This window comes from Frigidibacter sp. (assembly GCF_030695035.1).
Taxonomy (GTDB): domain Bacteria; phylum Pseudomonadota; class Alphaproteobacteria; order Rhodobacterales; family Rhodobacteraceae; genus Frigidibacter.
In genome coordinates this window covers 249659-266019 of sequence record NZ_JAUYTT010000005.1, presented here as the reverse complement: position 1 = coordinate 266019, position 16361 = coordinate 249659, and the positions used below count along the sequence as shown (strand labels likewise).

The window sequence follows — 16361 nt, the reverse complement described above, 5'->3', positions numbered from 1 at the left end:
CCTAACCGATCCGGGGCGGATCGCCGCAGGGTCACATCTTGCGCAAATAGGCCCATGAGACATAGCCCTTGAGCGTACGAGCCCGCTCCAGGGAGACGTTGCACCAGCGGGTGCCGCCGGTCTGCTGGCAACTGTGGACACGCAGGACCGTGCCGTTCGGAAGGCCGGCGATCACGACATAGCCCGTTCCGGGACCCGCGCGCATCTTCAGCATGTCATCATCCTCGACGCCATGAACCTCATAGCGGTCGCGCCAGCCAGCAGCTGCCGGCGCGGCGCCAAGCACGGCTGCCAATGCGCCCGCCACCACCGAGCGAAAGAGGGTTCTGCGCATCGCTGTCTCCTTTGTGCTCTCCGCAGACAGGTTTAGCCCGCGAGGCGCGGAAGGAACAGCGCTCTGCTACCCCTCCAACGTAACTGCTGATTTCGCCCGATCAGCAAATGCAGGCGGCCGGAATGGTGCTATGAGACTGACGATTTCGAAGGTACTGGACCTGCAAGGCGCTTCAGCGCGTACGGCGCGGTTCGGCCTCTGGGCCGATGTCGTCCAGCTGGCCGACCAGTGCGCGCGCAAAAGTGCTGATGAAAAGGGCCACCCGCCCGGGGCGAGGTGTCCAAGCCGAGCGTCGTAGGGGAGTCTTGCTCAAGCGGCTGCCGGTGACCGGACGAAGCCCGCGTTCACGGCGCCCGGAGATCTGCGCGATGCCGTTCCGTTGGACCAGCTGAGCGGCCGGGAAGATCCGGGCAGCGGGCCTCGAGATTGTCTTCGATCAGCACTTCGATGCGGATCTGCTCCTGGGAGGCGAGCGGCTCGCGCCCGTCGCAGCGCGCCTTCAGCAACCTGATCGCGCTGCGGACGAGGTGACCGGGGTTCTGCGCGATGACGGCATCAAGGATCCGTTTGCGCAGCATTTCCTCGGTGTAGCGTGTCCGTTCATGGGCAATGATGACCTCATTGTCCGGATCACCGAACTCGCGGATCGCTTCAAGAGAGAGGCGCGCTTCCGATCCCAGCACATAGGCCCCGACGATGTCGGGATGGTTGGCATAGGACGTCCGGACGACGGTCCGGGTCCGCTGCGCATCCCCGAACGTCTCGAGCGAGGGCAGCGGGATCAGGCCGGGAAAGTCGGTTGTCAGGACGCGGTCAAAACCCAGACGCCGCTCGACGCTGTCCAGGGAGTTCATCGTTTCGGACACGACGAGGATCTTGCCGGTTCGCGGGCTGAGAAAGCGGCCGAGGAGACGCGCGGCGGTTGCGCCTGCCGCATCATTGTCCACCCCGACGAAGTCGATCGGGCGCAGGTCGTGCTGACCCGAGATAAATTGCACCGCCCGGACCCCGCGCTCGATCAGACGTGTCGTCGCATCGCGCACCTGCGGGCTTTCCGGTGCCATTATCGCGACGCCGTCGATCCGTTCGGGCGAGATCCGGGCAAGCAGCTCTGCAGCCTTGTGGGGATCGTTCGGCAGAGCGCAGCGGAACGACACCTCGATCGAGTCGAGCCGGAAAGCCTCGCTCGATTCCCGGATCCGGTCGATTACCGCAGCCATGAAATCGTCTCCAGCCTTCGGCAACAGGAACTCGAAGCGATAGCTGCGTCCGCGCGCCAGGTTGGCCGCAGACTGGTTGCGCACGAAGCCGATCCTCTCGATCGCTTCAGTGACCGAGTCCACGGTTTCCCTGCGCACGCCGGGCCGGTTGTTCAGGACGCGGTCGACCGTTGCAAGGCTGACCCCGGCAGCTTTCGCGAGATCCTTGGTCGTGGGGCGCATGCCTCTATCTCCTGGGTCTTGGGGCCCCAGTGTTTCACGTTTCAGAAGGTGGGCGCAATGTGAATGAGGTGCGTACCTCACAATTTGCTTGCGCTGAGGTGCGTGCCTCATGTAATAATGACAAAAATACATGTGTCGGGGCGAGGAGGTCCCGGCCTTCCAGGGAGGAAATGGAATGAAACGCACCTTTCCTGCGGCGACGGCTGTATTGCTGGCCGCATCGTCCGCCGCGTGGGCCGACGACCTCACGCTATGTTGGGCTGCCTGGGATCCGGCAAACGCCCTTGTGGAGCTTTCCAAGGATTTCGAGGCGCAGTCCGGCCACCGGATGTCGTTCGAATTCGTGCCGTGGCCGAACTTTGCCGACCGGATGCTCAACGAGCTGAACTCGGGCGGGCAGCTTTGCGACCTGATGATCGGCGACAGCCAGTGGATCGGCCTTGGCGCCGAGGCGGGTCACTACATCAAGCTCAACGATTTCTTCGCAGCCAACGACATCACCATGGACGACTTCCTGCCGGCCACGGTGACCGGATATGCCGAATGGCCGAAAGGCACGCCCAATTACTGGGCTCTGCCGGCTTATGCCGACGTGGTCGGCTGGACCTATCGGAAGGACTGGTTCGAGCGTCCGGAGCTACAGGCCGAGTTCCAGCAGACATATGGTCGCCCGCTCGAGGCGCCGAAGACGATGGACGAACTGATGGATGTCGCGAAGTTCTTCCAGGGCCGCGAGATTGACGGAAAAGCGGTCTACGGGGCGGCGATCTACACCGAGCGCGGCTCGGAAGGGATCACCATGGGCGCGACCAACGCGCTGTACAACTACGGTTTCGACTATGGCACGCCTGACAATCCCTATCTGCTGGAGGGCGTGGTGAACTCGCCCGAGGCCGCGGCGGGACTGGAATTCTACAAGGAGCTCTACGATTGCTGCACCCCGCCAGGGTCATCAAACTGGTACATGTCCGAGAACATCGATGCCTACAAATCCGGTCAGGTTGCGCTGCAGATGAACTTTGCCTTCATCTGGCCGGGGGTCGAGGCGGACCCGAATGTCGGCGGCGGCAGGTCGGGCTATTTCGTCAATCCCGAAGGTCCTGCCGGTCATTTCGCTCAGCTTGGCGGGCAGGGCATCTCGGTCGTGTCCTACTCTGGCAGCCAGGATGCGGCGCTTGAATACATCAAGTGGTTCGCCGGACCAGAGGTCCAGCAGCGCTGGTGGGACATGGGCGGTGCATCGGCCCTTCGCGCCGTGGTCGAGGATCCGGGCTTTGCAACCAGCCAGCCCTATGCGCAGACCTTCCTCGACTCGATGGCGATCGTGAAGGACTTCTGGGCCGAACCTGCCTACGCCTCGCTGCTGCTGGCGATGCAGGACCACGTGCACAGCTATGTGGTGGCCGGCGAGGGTACCGCGCAGGAGGCGCTGGATTCCCTTGTCGAGGACTGGACCGAGGTCTTCGAAGACGAAGGCAAGATGTGACCTGCGCCCCTTGCCCGGACAACTCCCCTCCGGGCAAGGGGCCGATGTGCGGAGCCCTGTCGAAGGCCCCGCACCGCGCACGCAATCGCAAGGCCCCGAGGAACGACAGATGGCGAACTCCATGATTGAGCGTGCCGCCGCCGCAACGCCAAGCGTTACCGCACGGCGCATCCGCGGCCTGTCGGACCGGGCCATTGCCTGGATCTTCGTCGCGCCGACGATCTTCCTGCTTCTGGCAGTGAACATCTTCCCGCTGATCTGGACCATCCGCCTCAGCTTCACGAACTTCCGCGCCAACCGGCCCAACGCCGAGGTGGAATGGGTGGGCCTGCGCAACTATCAGCGCATCCTGACCGACGCCGACATCTGGGCCACGATGCAGGCCACAGCGCATTTTCTGCTCTGGACAATCTTCTTCCAGGTGCTGATCGGCTTCGCGCTGGCCTGGCTGATCAATCGGAAGTTCCGGGGCAACGACCTGTGGACCACGATCATCGTGCTGCCGATGATGCTGTCCCCTGCGGTCGTGGGTAATTTCTGGACCTTTCTCTACCAGCCGCAGATCGGGCTTTTCAACTACACGGTCGCCTTCCTCACCGGCGCCGACCCTACCAGCTTCTCCATGATCGGAGATGTAGCGCTGGCGCCCTGGTCCATCGTGATCGTCGATACCTGGATGTGGACGCCCTTCGTGATGCTGATCTGCCTTGCCGGGCTACGATCGATCCCGGACTCGATCTACGAGGCGGCCGAATGCGACCGGGCGTCGAACTGGCGGCAGTTCTGGACCATCACCATCCCGATGACGCTGCCCTTCCTGATGCTTGCGGTCCTGTTCCGCGGCATCGAGAACTTCAAGATGTTCGACCTGGTGGTGCAGCTTACCGGGGGCGGCCCCGGATCGACCACGGAACTCACGTCGATCAACCTCAAGCGCGAGGCGTTCGAGAAGTGGCGCACGGGCTATGCCTCTGCCTATGCCATCATCCTGTTCGTGACGGTCTTCGGACTGGCCTCGATCTATGTGAAGGCGCTGAACAAGGTGAAGGAAAGATGAGCGCGTTCTCTGTCACCAACGTGTCGCCGGGCCAGAAGTGGATCGCAGGCATCCTTGTCGCGGGCTACGCGCTCATCACGATCCTGCCGCTGGTCTGGATCGTCGCAACCGGGTTCAAGTCGTCTGCCGACTCGATCGCCTACCCGCCGACGCTGCTGTTCGAACCGACGCTCGAAGGATATGTGAACCTCTTCACCACCCAGACCCGGCAGTCGCCAGAGGTCCTTGCCGCCAATCCGCCGCAGACCTGGTACGACGGGATCGTGCATGAGCGGGGGCTGGTCATCGCCGGACCGTCCCGTTTCGGCGAGCGGTTCATGAACTCGGTCATCATCGGTTTCGGCTCCACCTTCCTGTCGGTGTTCCTCGGCACCCTCGCGGCCTATGCCTTCTCGCGCTTCAAGGTGCCGCTGAAAGACGACCTGCTGTTCTTCGTGCTTTCCACCCGGATGATGCCGCCGATCGCAGTGGCGATCCCGGTCTTTCTGATGTTCCGCTCGCTGGGGCTCAACGACACCCATGCCGGGATGATCCTGCTCTACACGGCGGTGAACCTCTCGCTGGCGGTCTGGCTGCTCAAGGGCTTCATCGACGAGATCCCATTGGAATACGAGGAAGCGGCGCTCATTGACGGCTACACCCGCCTTCAGGCGTTCTACAAGGTGGTGCTGCCGCAGGCAGCCACGGGCATCGCCTCGACCGCGATCTTCTGTCTGATCTTCGCCTGGAACGAGTATGCCTTCGCTGTGCTTCTGACGTCGGGCACCGCACAGACGGCGCCGCCCTTCATCCCGACCATCATCGGCGTCGGCGGCCAGGACTGGCCCGCCGTCGCCGCCGGCGCGACAATCTTCCTGTTGCCGGTGATGGTCTTCACCATCCTCCTTCGCAAGCACCTGCTGCGCGGGATCACCTTTGGAGCGGTGCGCAAATGACCCCGATCCACTCTCCCTTCGACCCCAACCGCAACCTGACGGACGACGAACTGAAGGCGGAAAGAACGCTGCCCCGGCCCGAATTGGGCACGCCAGGCGAGGCGGCCGAAAGGGGCTACCGCATCCACCCGGCCGACCGGCTGCTGGTGCGGGGACCGTGGGAGATGGCAGCCTCGATCCTGATCGGTCTCGGGGTGATCATGCTGATGCAGCCATTCTTCCTGTGGGCCTATACATGGTCCTTCCTGGTGACCCTGACCGGCACGGTGATGTTCATCATCGTCAGCCATTTCCCGGAGTAGCGAATGGCGCAGATCAGGATCGAGAAGGTCCGCAAGGATTTCGGCGGCTTCACTGCGGTCCGCTCGTCGAGTTTCACGGTCGAGGATGGCGAGTTCTTCATGCTGCTCGGCCCCTCGGGCTGCGGCAAGACGACGACGCTGCGCATGATGGCGGGTCTGGACCTGCCGACCTCGGGGCAGATCTACATCGACGGCGAAGAGGTCGGGCAGAAGCGCGCGCGCCAGCGCGACATCGCCTTCGTTTTTCAGATGTTCGCGCTCTACCCGCACATGTCGGTCGAAGGGAACATCGCCTACCCGCTGCGCAGCCAGGGAATGCCAAGGCGCGAGATCCGCGAGACGGTTGCCGAGGTCGCGCGGATCCTCGGCATCGCGGACATCCTGACGAAGCCGGTGGGCGGGCTTTCGGGCGGCGACCGGCAGCGCGTCGCTCTGGGCCGCGCCATCGTCCGCAAACCGAAGGCGTTCTTCATGGACGAGCCGCTCGGGGCGCTCGATGCGGAGTTCCGCGAACACATGGCCGAGGAACTGCGGGCGTTGCATGACCGGATGGGGGCGACCACGGTCTATGTCACCCACGACCAACTCGAGGCCATGCAGATGGGCGACAAGATCGTCGTTATGAACCATGGCGAGGTCGAGCAGTTCGGCGTGCCGCAGGACATCTACGACTGGCCAGCGACCATGTTCGTCGCAGGTTTCATCGGCTCGCCGCCGATGAACTTCCTCAGCTACGAGGGGACGGCGCCGCCTGGAACGACCGAGGTCGCTCTCGGGCACAGCCGGTTCGGCATTCCGGAACTGCGCGAGGGATGCAGCGGCGAGCTCGCCCTGGGTGTCCGCCCCGAGCATGTCCGGCTCGACGACGCGTCGGACTACAGGGCGCGCGTGGTTGCGGTGGAATATCTCGGCACCACGCAGATCGTCACGCTGCGGACCGGCCACGGAGACATCAAGGCGCGCGTCCTGGGCGACACGCTGGTGCGGGAGGGGGAAACTACCGGCCTCTCGCTCGATGCGCGAACCCTGACTTTGTTCGACCGAAAAAGCGGCAGGGCCCTGCGCTCGGCGGCAAGCGAGAGGGTGCTGGCCCATGGCTGAGGTTGAGCTTGCCGCCATCACCAAGAACTTCGGGCGTACCTGCGCGCTGGACGGCGTGTCCATGACCGTGCCTGATGGCGCCTTCGTCGTCCTGCTCGGCCCGACCGGCGCCGGCAAGACGACCACCCTGCGGATCGTTGCGGGCCTCGAACGCCCCGAAAGCGGCGAGGTCAGGATCGGCGGGATGCCGGTGACATCCCTCACCCCTGCCCAACGCAACGTGGCGATGGTGTTCCAGCAATACTCGCTCTACCCGCACATGACCGTGCGCGAGAACCTCGCCTTTCCCCTGAAGTCGCCCCAGTTGCGGACGCCGCCCGAACAGATCGAGCGGAAGCTGCGCGAGGTGGCCGAGATGCTGCAGATCTCGCACAAGCTCGACAACCGGGCGACCGCGCTTTCGGGCGGCGAGATGCAGCGCGTGTCGATCGGCCGCGCGCTGGTGCGCAACCCCGCGGTCTATCTGATGGACGAGCCACTCAGCTCGCTCGATGCCAAGCTGCGCGCAGACCTGCGGGTGGAACTGAAGGGCATCCAGGCGGAGATGGGGGCGACCTTCCTCTATGTCACCCACGACCAGACCGAGGCCATGACCATGGCCACCCATGTCGGCGTTCTGGACCGGGGCCGCCTTGTGCAGATCGGCAGCCCGCGCGAGATCTACGAAAACCCGATCAGCATCTATGCCGCAAGCCGCCTTGGCCAACCGCGGATCAACGTGCTTCCGGCAGACCTATTCGCCGGCGCCCCCGCAGGCGCGAAGACGATCGGGCTGCGCCCCGAACAGATCCGCCAGGGCGAGGGCGAGGACAGCATCGTGACCCGCGTCGAGCATCTTGGGGACCAGACCCGCCTGCATCTGTCGTTCCGCCACCACGCCCTTGTCACCGTGACCGACCCGCATACGGCCCTACGGTCCGGCGACGTCGTGAGGATCCGGCCGGAACGTCCGTTCTATTTCGACGCCTCGGGCGCGCGTGTCCATTGAGGGAGGAGCCAATGACACAGTTCATCAACCGGAAAGAAGACATTGTCGCCGAGGCTGTGGACGGGATGATCGCCACTTCTGGGGGAAGGCTTGCGCGGCTGGACGGCTATCCGCATATCCGCGTCGTCCTGCGCAGCGACTGGGACAAATCGAAGGTCGCCCTGGTGTCGGGCGGCGGATCGGGCCATGAACCGGCGCATGCAGGGTTCGTTGGCAAGGGAATGCTCACCGCCGCCGTTTGCGGCGACATCTTTGCCTCGCCGTCGATGGATGCCGTGCTTGCGGGCATCCTTGCAGTGACCGGTCCCGAGGGATGCCTGCTGATCGTGAAGAACTACACCGGAGACCGGCTCAACTTCGGCCTTGCGGCAGAACGTGCGCGTGCCTTCGGCCTGAAAGTGAGCATGGTCGTGGTCGATGACGACATCGCGCTGCCGGATCTGCCGCAAGCCCGTGGCGTCGCTGGCACATTGTTCGTGCACAAGATCGCCGGGGCGCTTGCCGAAAGCGGCGCCGACCTCGATACGGTGAAGGCGGCCGCCGAGCGGGTGATCGCGGGAACGCGGTCGATCGGGATGTCGCTCGATACTTGCACGGTCCCGGGGATGCCCAAGGATCTGCGGATCCAGAGCGGCAAGGCCGAACTCGGTCTCGGCATCCATGGCGAAGCCGGCGTCGAGCAGGTCGATTACACCGATGCGCGGACCGCGATGCAGATGGTGGCCGAGCGGCTTTCGGCCCATATGTCGCCCGGCACGCCCCATGTGGCCCTGCTCAACAACCTCGGCGGGACCTCGGTGCTGGAGATGCAGATCCTCGCCTACGAACTTGCGCATTCTCCGATAGGGGAGCGCCTAGGACACCTCATCGGGCCGGCGGCCATGATGACGTCTCTCGAAATGCGAGGGTTCTCGGTTTCGGTCTATCCGGCAACCCCAGACGACATCGTTGCGCTGACCGCGCAGACCCCGCTCGCCGCCTGGCCGGGCCTGTCTGCCCTTGGCAAGGTGACTGTCGTGGATTTGCCCGACGGGCTTCGGCCGATCCGGCCGGTGCCGTCCGATCATCCCCCGACCCGCGCCTTCCTGACACGCTGCTGCGAGGTATTCATCGAGGCAGAGGACGACCTGAACGCGCTCGATGCACGGGCGGGCGATGGCGACACCGGCTCTACCGTCGCGGGCGCTGCCCGGGCGCTGATTGCTGCGATGGACCGGTTGCCGCTCGCGGATCACACCCAGCTCTGTCGCGCGATCGGGCTGGAGCTGAGCCAGACAATGGGCGGTTCGTCGGGCGTGTTGCTTGCCATCTTCTTTGCCGCGACCGGGGACGCAGCCTCCAGCGGTCTCTCGCAGCGCGAGGCCTTCAAGGCGGGGTTGTCGCGGATGCAGGAGATCGGCGGGGCGCAGATGGGCGACCGGACAATGATCGACGCCCTTCTGCCGGCGCTCGAAAAACTGCCGGAGGGTCTGCCCGAAGCCGCGAGGGCCGCGCGGGACGGCGCCAATCGGACGGCGCAGATGACCAGGGCGAATGCCGGGCGGTCTGCCTACATCAACTCCGAGCAGCTGAAGGGGCATATTGACCCCGGAGCCGAGGCCGTGGCCCGCTTGTTCGAACGATTGTCCGCCTAGACCGTAGACTCATAAGCCTTGATCCAGATGCGCGGCGAGAGGATCTTGATGGCGCGCTTGTCGTAGCGAGTGGCAGGTCCCTTGGCGTGCTTGAGCTTTCCGAAGAAGCGCTCGATGGTTGCGGGCAAGGTAGATGTCGCGGCTGAATGCGAGGGTCTTCTTGCGGTTGCGCTTAAAGGGATGCTCGCGATGGTGCCTTTCGCGGCGATCTGCCCGCGCAGGAGGTCGCTGTCATTGGTCGCTGCTCTCCGAACCATTCGGACGCGTGCTGATGCGTCAGTCGCCGTGCCGATCCGATCGGCCGAGGCAAGGCGCTTGCGCAACCCTCCCTTGAACGATGGCGACGCTCCGAGTTGCGCCATTCGGTTTCAGGCCTTGCTCCTGGACCAAGAACGAACCACCAGTGGCTTAGCAAGCCGATCCCCCAGCCGAGGAACGCCCAAAGCACCCAAAAGGGTGGACCGCTGGTGGCATTGATTACGGCAAGTAGCACCATCGTCAGCACGAAGACAAAGGCATGGATGTGAAAGGCATGTGCGGGATAAGGTGTACCGGACCATGGACACAGAATGGCACCGCATCACGTGCTTCAATGGTCTCGGCAAGACGGTCCTACCGAGTCGAGCACTCGGCCTGCCAAGATCATGGAGGACAAGCTCCATCGCGCCATCCCCGGATCGCGGCTGACCATCCTTGAGGATGGGCGGGCACTTCGCACCGGAAGACCCGCCTGAGCATCGCCGCGCTCGTCCTTGATCATATGAAAGCAGCCAGCCAAAGGGCAGGTCGTCTTGGCCATGAATGTTTTGCATTGATGCAATTAACTTATTGATTTAGTCAGGTACCAAGATCGCAGCGTGGCCTGCGACATTTTCCCTGCACCCAGGAACATCTCGGATGAATGATCCTGTCCATTTTGCCTGCCTCTATCTGCATGAGCAGCCCGCCCTGCGCCGCCTGCTATCGCGGATGACGGGCAGCCTCAGCATGGCGGACGATCTGGTGCAGGATGTCTTCGTGCGGCTGATGGAAACCGAAGTCCGGGCGAGCCAGATCCGCAACCCGCGAGCCTACCTGCATCAGTCCGCGCGGAACATAGCGATCAATGCGCTGCGGCGCCAGCAGCGCTATGTGTCCGATGACGCCGCGGCCGAGATGCCCGACCCGGCGCCCCCGGTGGTCGAGAGGTTGATCGCCCGCGAGGAATTGCTGCGCGTGATGCGGGCGATTGCCGCCTTGCCTGCGCGGCGGCGCGAGGTGTTCGTGTTGTCGCGCGTCGACAACCGGACCTATGACGAGATCGCGGCCCAGTTGGGCATTTCGCGCAACACCGTCATGGTGCAGATCGTCCGCGCCCTGTCGGACCTGCGCCGCGCGTTGGACATGTAGGACATGAGCGCTGCCGATGACGAAGCGCTGGAATGGCTGGTCCGCCTGAACGACATCCGAGTCGAGGCGGCGGCGCGCAGGGATTTCGCCCATTGGCTGGAGCGGCCCGGCAATGCCGAGGCCTGGGACCGGGCACAGGCGCTGTGGATCAGGCTGAGCCCGGTCACGCAAGAGATGGGGCGGCAGCGCCGTATGACGCGCCGCGCCGCGTTGGCGATTGGCGCGGCGGCGCTTCTGGCTCCGGCGCTGCTATGGTCAACGAGGTCGGGCCGCTTTGCCGATTACCGTACGGCAGCCGGCGAGACGCGGCATCTGGCGCTGCCCGATGGCAGCACCGTCGATCTTGCGGCCGGATCCGCGCTGTCGCTGGCCTATGGGTCGTCGCGGCGGGGGCTGACGCTGCATGTCGGCGAGGCGTTCTTTCAGGTGGCGCCCGATCCGCAGCGGCCCTTCGTGGTGCGGGCCGGCGCCGGGGAGGTCGCCGCCCTTGGCACTGCCTTCAACATCCGCCTGACGGGTGAGGATGTCAGTGTTTCCGTCACTGAGCATGCCGTGCGGGCGCGCAGCGACGGGGCGGGGGAAAGGGTCGTCTCGGCAGGGCAGAGGCTGGTCTATGGCCCGGCCGGTCCCGGGACGGTGCAGACCATTCCGACCGATCAGGCGACGTCATGGCGACAGGGGGCCTTTGTCTTCCAGGGCGCAACCCTCGGCGAGGTGATGGATGTTCTGGGCCGCAATGCCGGCTGGACCGTGGTGATCACCGAACCTGCCCGGCGCCTGCCCGTGACTGCGATGTTCCATCAGGCACAGCTGGATCAGGCGCCGGAAACAATAGCCCGAACGCTGCCGGTGCGGGTGACGCGGCTGCCGGGCGATATCGTCGTGCTGCGCCTTCGGTGAGGTCCCGGGATTTATTTCGGCGCCGCTGTAATTACCCGGGCCGCCCCGATTGTCTTGTCATTGGTAACCGGCCAGATGGGGATGACGGAATGCAGAGAATGACAGGCAAGTTTGCCATGCTTGTGACGCTGGCAAGCCTTGCGGCCGGCGCCGCGCAGGCACAGGACGCGCGGCGGATCGAGATTGCGGCGCAGCCGCTGGCGTCAGCGGTGCTGGAACTGGGGCGGAAGACCGGCCTGCAGGTCGTCATCGATGACCGGCTCATGGCGGGCCGGCGCAGCGTTGGAGTGTCCGGCACCATGACCCCGCAGCAGGCGCTGCGCATCATGATGGGCGAAAGCGGGCTGCAGCCCGGCGTCGTGAATGACGACACGCTGACCCTGCAGGCCGGGCCCGGGGCGACTGCAGCAGGCGGCACTATCTTGCTTGATCCGATCGTGGTGGTTGCGCCGGGTGAACAGCCATTCGGGGCGGCCCCGGGACTGATCGCCCGGTCCAGCGGCACCGCAACCAAGACCGGAGCCGACCTGCGCGACGTGCCGCAGGCGGTGAATGTGGTCACGGCCGATCAGGTGGCGGCGCAGGGCGGGCGCTCGGTGGTCTCTGGCCTGTCCTATACGCCAGGGGTTGTCGGGCAATATGGCGATACCGATGTGCGCCATGACTGGCTGACCGTCCGTGGCTTCCGGCCCGACCGCTATGCCGATGGGCTGCGCCAGAACTTCGGCGCCCGCGGCTATGCGCAGGCCCGCGCCGAGCCTTTCGGGCTGGAGCGGATCGAGGTTCTGAAGGGCCCGGCCTCTGTGCTCTATGGTCAGGCCACGCCGGGCGGTATCGTCAACGTCGTGTCCAAGCGCCCCGTCGACCAACGGGTGCGCGAGGTAGAACTGTCCTACGGATCATATCACCGCAAGCAGATCGGCGTCGATATCGGCGACAGGCTGGATGAGAATGGCGACATTCTCTATCGCTTCGTCGCCATGGCCCGGGATGGCGATACCGAGTACGACCATGTCAGCGAACAGAAATTCTATGTCGCGCCGTCGCTGTCCTGGAAGATCGATCCCAGCCTGACGCTGACGGTCTTTGCCGAGTATCAGGACATCGACTCGCCCGGCGGCGGCGGCGCCCCTGCGCTGCCCGCAACGGGCACGCTCTACGAGGCACCAGATGGGTACTTGCCCCGTTCGACCTTCGTGGGCGAGCCCGATTTCGACCAATTCGATGCGCGCCAGACGCAGGCTGGCTTCACGCTGGAAAAGCAGCTCTCTCCGAACTGGAACCTCAGTCAGACCCTGCGCTACAGCGATGTCGATGTGGATACCCAAAGGGTGCAGCTTTACTGCCTGACCCTGGCCTGCGGCCCCTCCGAGGCGGTCCGCTACGCCTGGGGCTTTCCCGAAACCTCGGAGTTGTGGTCCTATGATGCGCGGCTGAACGGACAGGTGCAGACCGGGGCGTTGCAGCATGACCTGCTGTTCGGCTTCGATGTGTCCAAGGAAGACAGCCATTTCGACGAAACCGCGCTCAGCTATGTGTCGGTCGGATGGGATGTGTTCGATCCCAGCTATGTGGGCGGCGTCACTCGCCCGGCGGTTGCGATGACCATCGCGCAGACCCGCAAGCAGATGGGCCTTTACGCCCAGGACCAGATCACCCTTGGCCAGGCCGTGATTTCGGCCGGGCTGCGCTATGACTGGGCCGAGACGAGTACCCGCACCGTCACATCGACGGCGGACAGCACCGTCGATCAGGATGACGAGGAACTGACGGGGCGGATCGGGGCGGTCTATCACTTCGGCAACGGCATCTCGCCCTATGCCAGCTATTCCACCTCGTTCTATCCAGCAGGCGGCACAGATCGCGCGGGCACCCCGTTCGAGCCTACCACGGCAGAGCAGGTAGAGATCGGCCTGCGTTATGCGCCCGAGGGGGTGCCGCTCATGGTCAGCCTCTCTGCCTATGATCTGACGCAGCAGAACGTGCTGACCCCCGACCCCGCCAACACCAGCTACAACACCCAGACCGGCGAGGTGCGCGTGCGCGGGCTGGAGCTGGAGGCAAAGGCCGAACTGGCAAGCGGGCTCAGCCTGATCGGGTCCTGGGCCTATAGCGATGCCGAGATAACCAGCGACACCCGGTATGAGGGCAATCGCCCGGCCTTTGTTCCGAAGCAGCAGGCGGCGCTGTGGCTGGATTACCGGGTGCAGTCCGATACGGCCTGGGGCGGGCTCAGCCTGGGCGGCGGGGCGCGTCATGTCGGCCAGACCTATGGCGACAATGCCAACGCGTTCAGCGTGCCCTCCTTCACGCTGATCGATGCGGCGATCCGCTATGATCTGGCCGCCATCGGCCATGAGGGGGCGCAGGCCAGCCTGAACGTCACCAACCTCGAGGACCGCAAATATGTCTCGACCTGCCTTGGCACCTCGGGCTGCTACTGGGGTCCGGGGCGGGCCGTCACGGCAAGCCTGAACTACACATGGTAGGAGCGGGGCTGCTGTCCCGGCGGCGCATGGTCGCCGGGGCGCTGGTTGCATCGGTCTTGTCCGGCCGGGACGCCTTTGCAGGCGTGCCCGGCCGGATCGTTGCGCTGGACTGGGCGATGGCCGAAACGCTGGCGGCCCTCGGCGCGCCGCTTGTCGCCGTGGCCGAGGCGCCGCTTTATGCGCAAAGGGTGGTCCAGCCCGCGCTGCCGGCGCAGACGCAGGATGTGGGTCTGCGCAGCTGGCCCAACCTTGAGGCCTTGCGCGCCCTGCGCCCGGATCTGATTGTGACGATGGAAGGCTATGGCATCCCGCCCGCGCGGCTCGAGCGCATCGCGCCGGTGCGGGCACTGCCGCTGTATTCGGCCGAGCGGAAGCCGCTGGCGCTGGCCCGACGGGCCGTGGGGGATCTGGCGGCGCTGACGGGCCGCCATGCCGAAGGGGCGCAACTGCTGGCGGCGCTGGATGTGGCGCTGGCCCGGGGCATTCCCGATGACCATCCGCTGCTGATCGTGAAATTCGCCGATGACCGGCTGCTGGATGTCTATGGGCCGGGCAGCCTGTTTCACGACGTGCTGGCGGCAATGGGCCTGCGCAATGCCTGGACCGGACCGACCAACAGCTGGGGTTTTGCCACCGCCGGGCTGGATCAGCTGGCCCGCTATCCGGCCGCGCGACTGGTCATCATCGAACCTGCGCCGCCCGCCCGACTGCTGAACAGTGCCCTGTGGCGCGCGCTGCCGCAGATGCAGGCGGGGCAGGTCACGGTGCTGCCGCCGGTCTGGGTATTCGGCGGCGTGCCTTCGGCGATCCGTTTCGCAGACCTGCTGGGGGCGGCATGAGAACCGTCTTCCGGTCAGCCCTGCTGCCGCCGGCGGCCCTGATTGCGGCCGTGGTCGCGCTCACGATCTGGACGCTGACGGTGCCCGGCGCCGCGCAGGATGGCCTGCCCGACAGCTTCGTGCGCGCATGGCGGGCGCATGCGCTGGTGCCAAGGGTCTGGGTCGCGCTGCTGGCAGGGGCGGCCCTTGGCCTGTCGGCGCTGATCTTCCAGCAAGTGCTGCGCAACCCGCTGGCCGAACCGGGCACGCTTGGCGTTCTGTCCGGCGCACAGCTGGCGATCACGCTGGCCAGCCTCGGCACCGTCACGCTCGATCCTGCGCTGCGAGAGGCGGTGGGCCTTGGCGGCGGGCTTCTGGCCCTTGCCGCCGTGGTGCTGCTGGCGGGGGTGCGGGCCTCAGGGCCGGTGCTGCTGGTGGCGGGGCTGGTGGTGAACCTCGTCATCGGCTCGGTCTTCGTGGTGCTGGCGCTGCTGCGGCATGAATACCTGCGGTCGGTCTTTGTCTGGGCCAGCGGCAATCTTTCGCAGAACGGCCCGGATGATGCGATTGCCCTGGCCCTGCGGCTGGCAGTTCTGGGGCCGGTCCTGCTGCTGGCGCTGCGGGCGCTGGTGCTGTTCACATTGTCCGACGAGAGCATCCGCGGGCTGGGGGCGAATGTCGGCCGGCTGCGGCTTGCGGCGCTGGTGCTGGCGACGTTGCTGGCGGCAATGGTCACCGCGCGGGTCGGCGTCATCGGCTTTATCGGCCTGGCCGCGCCGATGATTGCGCAGGGCCTTGGCATCCGGACGCTGCAGGGCCGCGCGCTGGCAGCCCCGGCGGTGGGCGCGGCGTTGCTGCTGGCGGCAGACGGGACCGCGCAGGCGCTTGGCCGGCTGCTGGGGGAGCATGTCGCGCTGATCTTCCCGACTGGCATCCTGACGCCGGTTCTGGGCGGCGCGATCCTGTTGGGCCTGCTGTGGCAGAGACGCATCGCCGACCGCCCGGTCCAGCCGTTGGCCGCGCCCTCGCGCCGCCCGACGCTGGCCACCGCGCTGGCCATCGCCGTGCTGATCGCTGCCATCGCCCTATCGCTGACCGAGACACTTCACCTTCCGGCGCTGGCCGCGTCCGAGCTGTGGGGCGGGCGCTGGCCGCGGGTGCTGACCGCCGCCAGCGCCGGGCTGATGCTGGCGCTGGCCGGGGTGGTGATGCAGGCGGTCACCGGCAATCCGCTGGCAAGCCCGGAAAGCCTTGGCATCAGCTCGGGCGCGGGTCTCGGCATCATCGCGGGGCTGTTCGCGGGCGGGGCGGCGGCCATGCTGGCCGGGGCGGTGGCGGGGGCGCTGGTGGCCTTCGCCGTCGTCATCGTGCTGGCGGCGCGCAACCGCTTTGCCCCCGGCCCGATGTTGCTGGCGGGGGTCGCGCTTGGCACCTTTGCGGGGGCGATGATCTCGCTGATGATCGCCAGCGGCGGCGATGGTTGAAA

15 protein-coding genes and 2 pseudogenes are annotated in these 16361 nt (G+C 65.7%); 13 read left to right on the top strand and 4 right to left on the bottom strand.

All coding sequences use genetic code 11. The features are described from left to right. Positions 1–31: 31 nt before the first annotated feature. Complete coding sequence (locus Q8S30_RS03265; RefSeq protein ID WP_305664606.1) at positions 32–334, bottom strand: SH3 domain-containing protein; 303 nt, start codon at positions 332–334, stop codon at positions 32–34. A gap of 344 nt (positions 335–678) precedes the next feature. Beyond that, positions 679–1776, bottom strand: coding sequence for a LacI family DNA-binding transcriptional regulator (locus Q8S30_RS03260; RefSeq protein ID WP_305664605.1), 1098 nt, complete (start codon positions 1774–1776; stop codon positions 679–681). Between the two features lie 175 nt (positions 1777–1951). Here Q8S30_RS03260 and Q8S30_RS03255 point away from each other — a divergent pair, with 175 nt between their 5' ends. The 7 genes from Q8S30_RS03255 to Q8S30_RS03225 all read left to right on the top strand — a co-directional run bounded on the left by Q8S30_RS03255 (position 1952) and on the right by Q8S30_RS03225 (position 9279). Continuing rightward, a complete protein-coding gene (locus Q8S30_RS03255; RefSeq protein ID WP_305664604.1) occupies positions 1952–3262 on the top strand; it encodes an ABC transporter substrate-binding protein in 1311 nt (436 codons plus the stop codon). Positions 3263–3371: 109 nt separating this feature from the next. After that, positions 3372–4319: a carbohydrate ABC transporter permease gene (locus Q8S30_RS03250; protein ID WP_305664603.1), complete on the top strand. Its 948-nt coding sequence runs from the start codon at positions 3372–3374 to the stop codon at positions 4317–4319. Further along, entirely contained in the window at positions 4316–5254 is a 939-nt protein-coding gene (locus Q8S30_RS03245) for a carbohydrate ABC transporter permease (RefSeq protein ID WP_305664602.1), read from the top strand. The genes Q8S30_RS03250 and Q8S30_RS03245 overlap by 4 nt, the downstream gene beginning before the upstream one ends. Next, positions 5251–5556 carry a hypothetical protein gene (locus Q8S30_RS03240; protein ID WP_305664601.1) on the top strand — a complete coding sequence of 102 codons (306 nt, stop codon included), beginning with the start codon at positions 5251–5253 and terminating at the stop codon, positions 5554–5556. Before Q8S30_RS03245 ends, Q8S30_RS03240 begins: the two co-directional genes overlap by 4 nt. Positions 5557–5559: 3 nt before the next feature. Then, positions 5560–6657, top strand: coding sequence for an ABC transporter ATP-binding protein (locus Q8S30_RS03235; protein WP_305664600.1), 1098 nt, complete (start codon positions 5560–5562; stop codon positions 6655–6657). Next, a complete protein-coding gene (locus tag Q8S30_RS03230; RefSeq protein WP_305664599.1) occupies positions 6650–7645 on the top strand; it encodes an ABC transporter ATP-binding protein in 996 nt (331 codons plus the stop codon). The genes Q8S30_RS03235 and Q8S30_RS03230 overlap by 8 nt, the downstream gene beginning before the upstream one ends. A gap of 11 nt (positions 7646–7656) precedes the next feature. Then, positions 7657–9279, top strand: coding sequence for a dihydroxyacetone kinase subunit DhaK (locus tag Q8S30_RS03225; RefSeq protein WP_305664598.1), 1623 nt, complete (start codon positions 7657–7659; stop codon positions 9277–9279). Here Q8S30_RS03225 and Q8S30_RS03220 read toward each other — a convergent pair. Both Q8S30_RS03220 and Q8S30_RS21105 read right to left on the bottom strand, forming a co-directional pair. Next, positions 9276–9641, bottom strand: coding sequence for a hypothetical protein (locus tag Q8S30_RS03220; protein WP_305664597.1), 366 nt, complete (start codon positions 9639–9641; stop codon positions 9276–9278). The genes Q8S30_RS03225 and Q8S30_RS03220 overlap by 4 nt on opposite strands. Before the next feature lie 44 nt (positions 9642–9685). Then, positions 9686–9775, bottom strand: a pseudogene (locus tag Q8S30_RS21105) (XRE family transcriptional regulator); the annotation flags it as partial. Positions 9776–9828: 53 nt separating this feature from the next. Between Q8S30_RS21105 and Q8S30_RS03215 the strand changes: the two are divergent. The 6 genes and pseudogenes from Q8S30_RS03215 to Q8S30_RS03190 all read left to right on the top strand — a co-directional run. Continuing rightward, positions 9829–9915 (top strand): annotated as a pseudogene (locus Q8S30_RS03215) (single-stranded DNA-binding protein); the annotation flags it as partial. 261 nt (positions 9916–10176) lie between these two features. Further along, on the top strand, positions 10177–10668 hold the full coding sequence (locus Q8S30_RS03210; protein ID WP_305664596.1) for an RNA polymerase sigma factor: 492 nt from the start codon (positions 10177–10179) through the stop codon (positions 10666–10668). Positions 10669–10671: 3 nt separating this feature from the next. Further along, complete coding sequence (locus Q8S30_RS03205) at positions 10672–11568, top strand: FecR domain-containing protein (protein WP_305664595.1); 897 nt, start codon at positions 10672–10674, stop codon at positions 11566–11568. A gap of 98 nt (positions 11569–11666) precedes the next feature. Beyond that, positions 11667–14057, top strand: a complete 2391-nt coding sequence (locus Q8S30_RS03200; RefSeq protein ID WP_305664594.1) for a TonB-dependent siderophore receptor — start codon at positions 11667–11669, stop codon at positions 14055–14057. Continuing rightward, positions 14051–14896 (top strand): ABC transporter substrate-binding protein, encoded by an 846-nt coding sequence (locus Q8S30_RS03195; protein WP_305664593.1) that lies wholly within the window; start codon positions 14051–14053, stop codon positions 14894–14896. Before Q8S30_RS03200 ends, Q8S30_RS03195 begins: the two co-directional genes overlap by 7 nt. Then, positions 14893–16359, top strand: coding sequence for an iron chelate uptake ABC transporter family permease subunit (locus Q8S30_RS03190; protein ID WP_305664592.1), 1467 nt, complete (start codon positions 14893–14895; stop codon positions 16357–16359). Before Q8S30_RS03195 ends, Q8S30_RS03190 begins: the two co-directional genes overlap by 4 nt. The last annotated feature ends 2 nt before the right edge of the window (positions 16360–16361 follow it).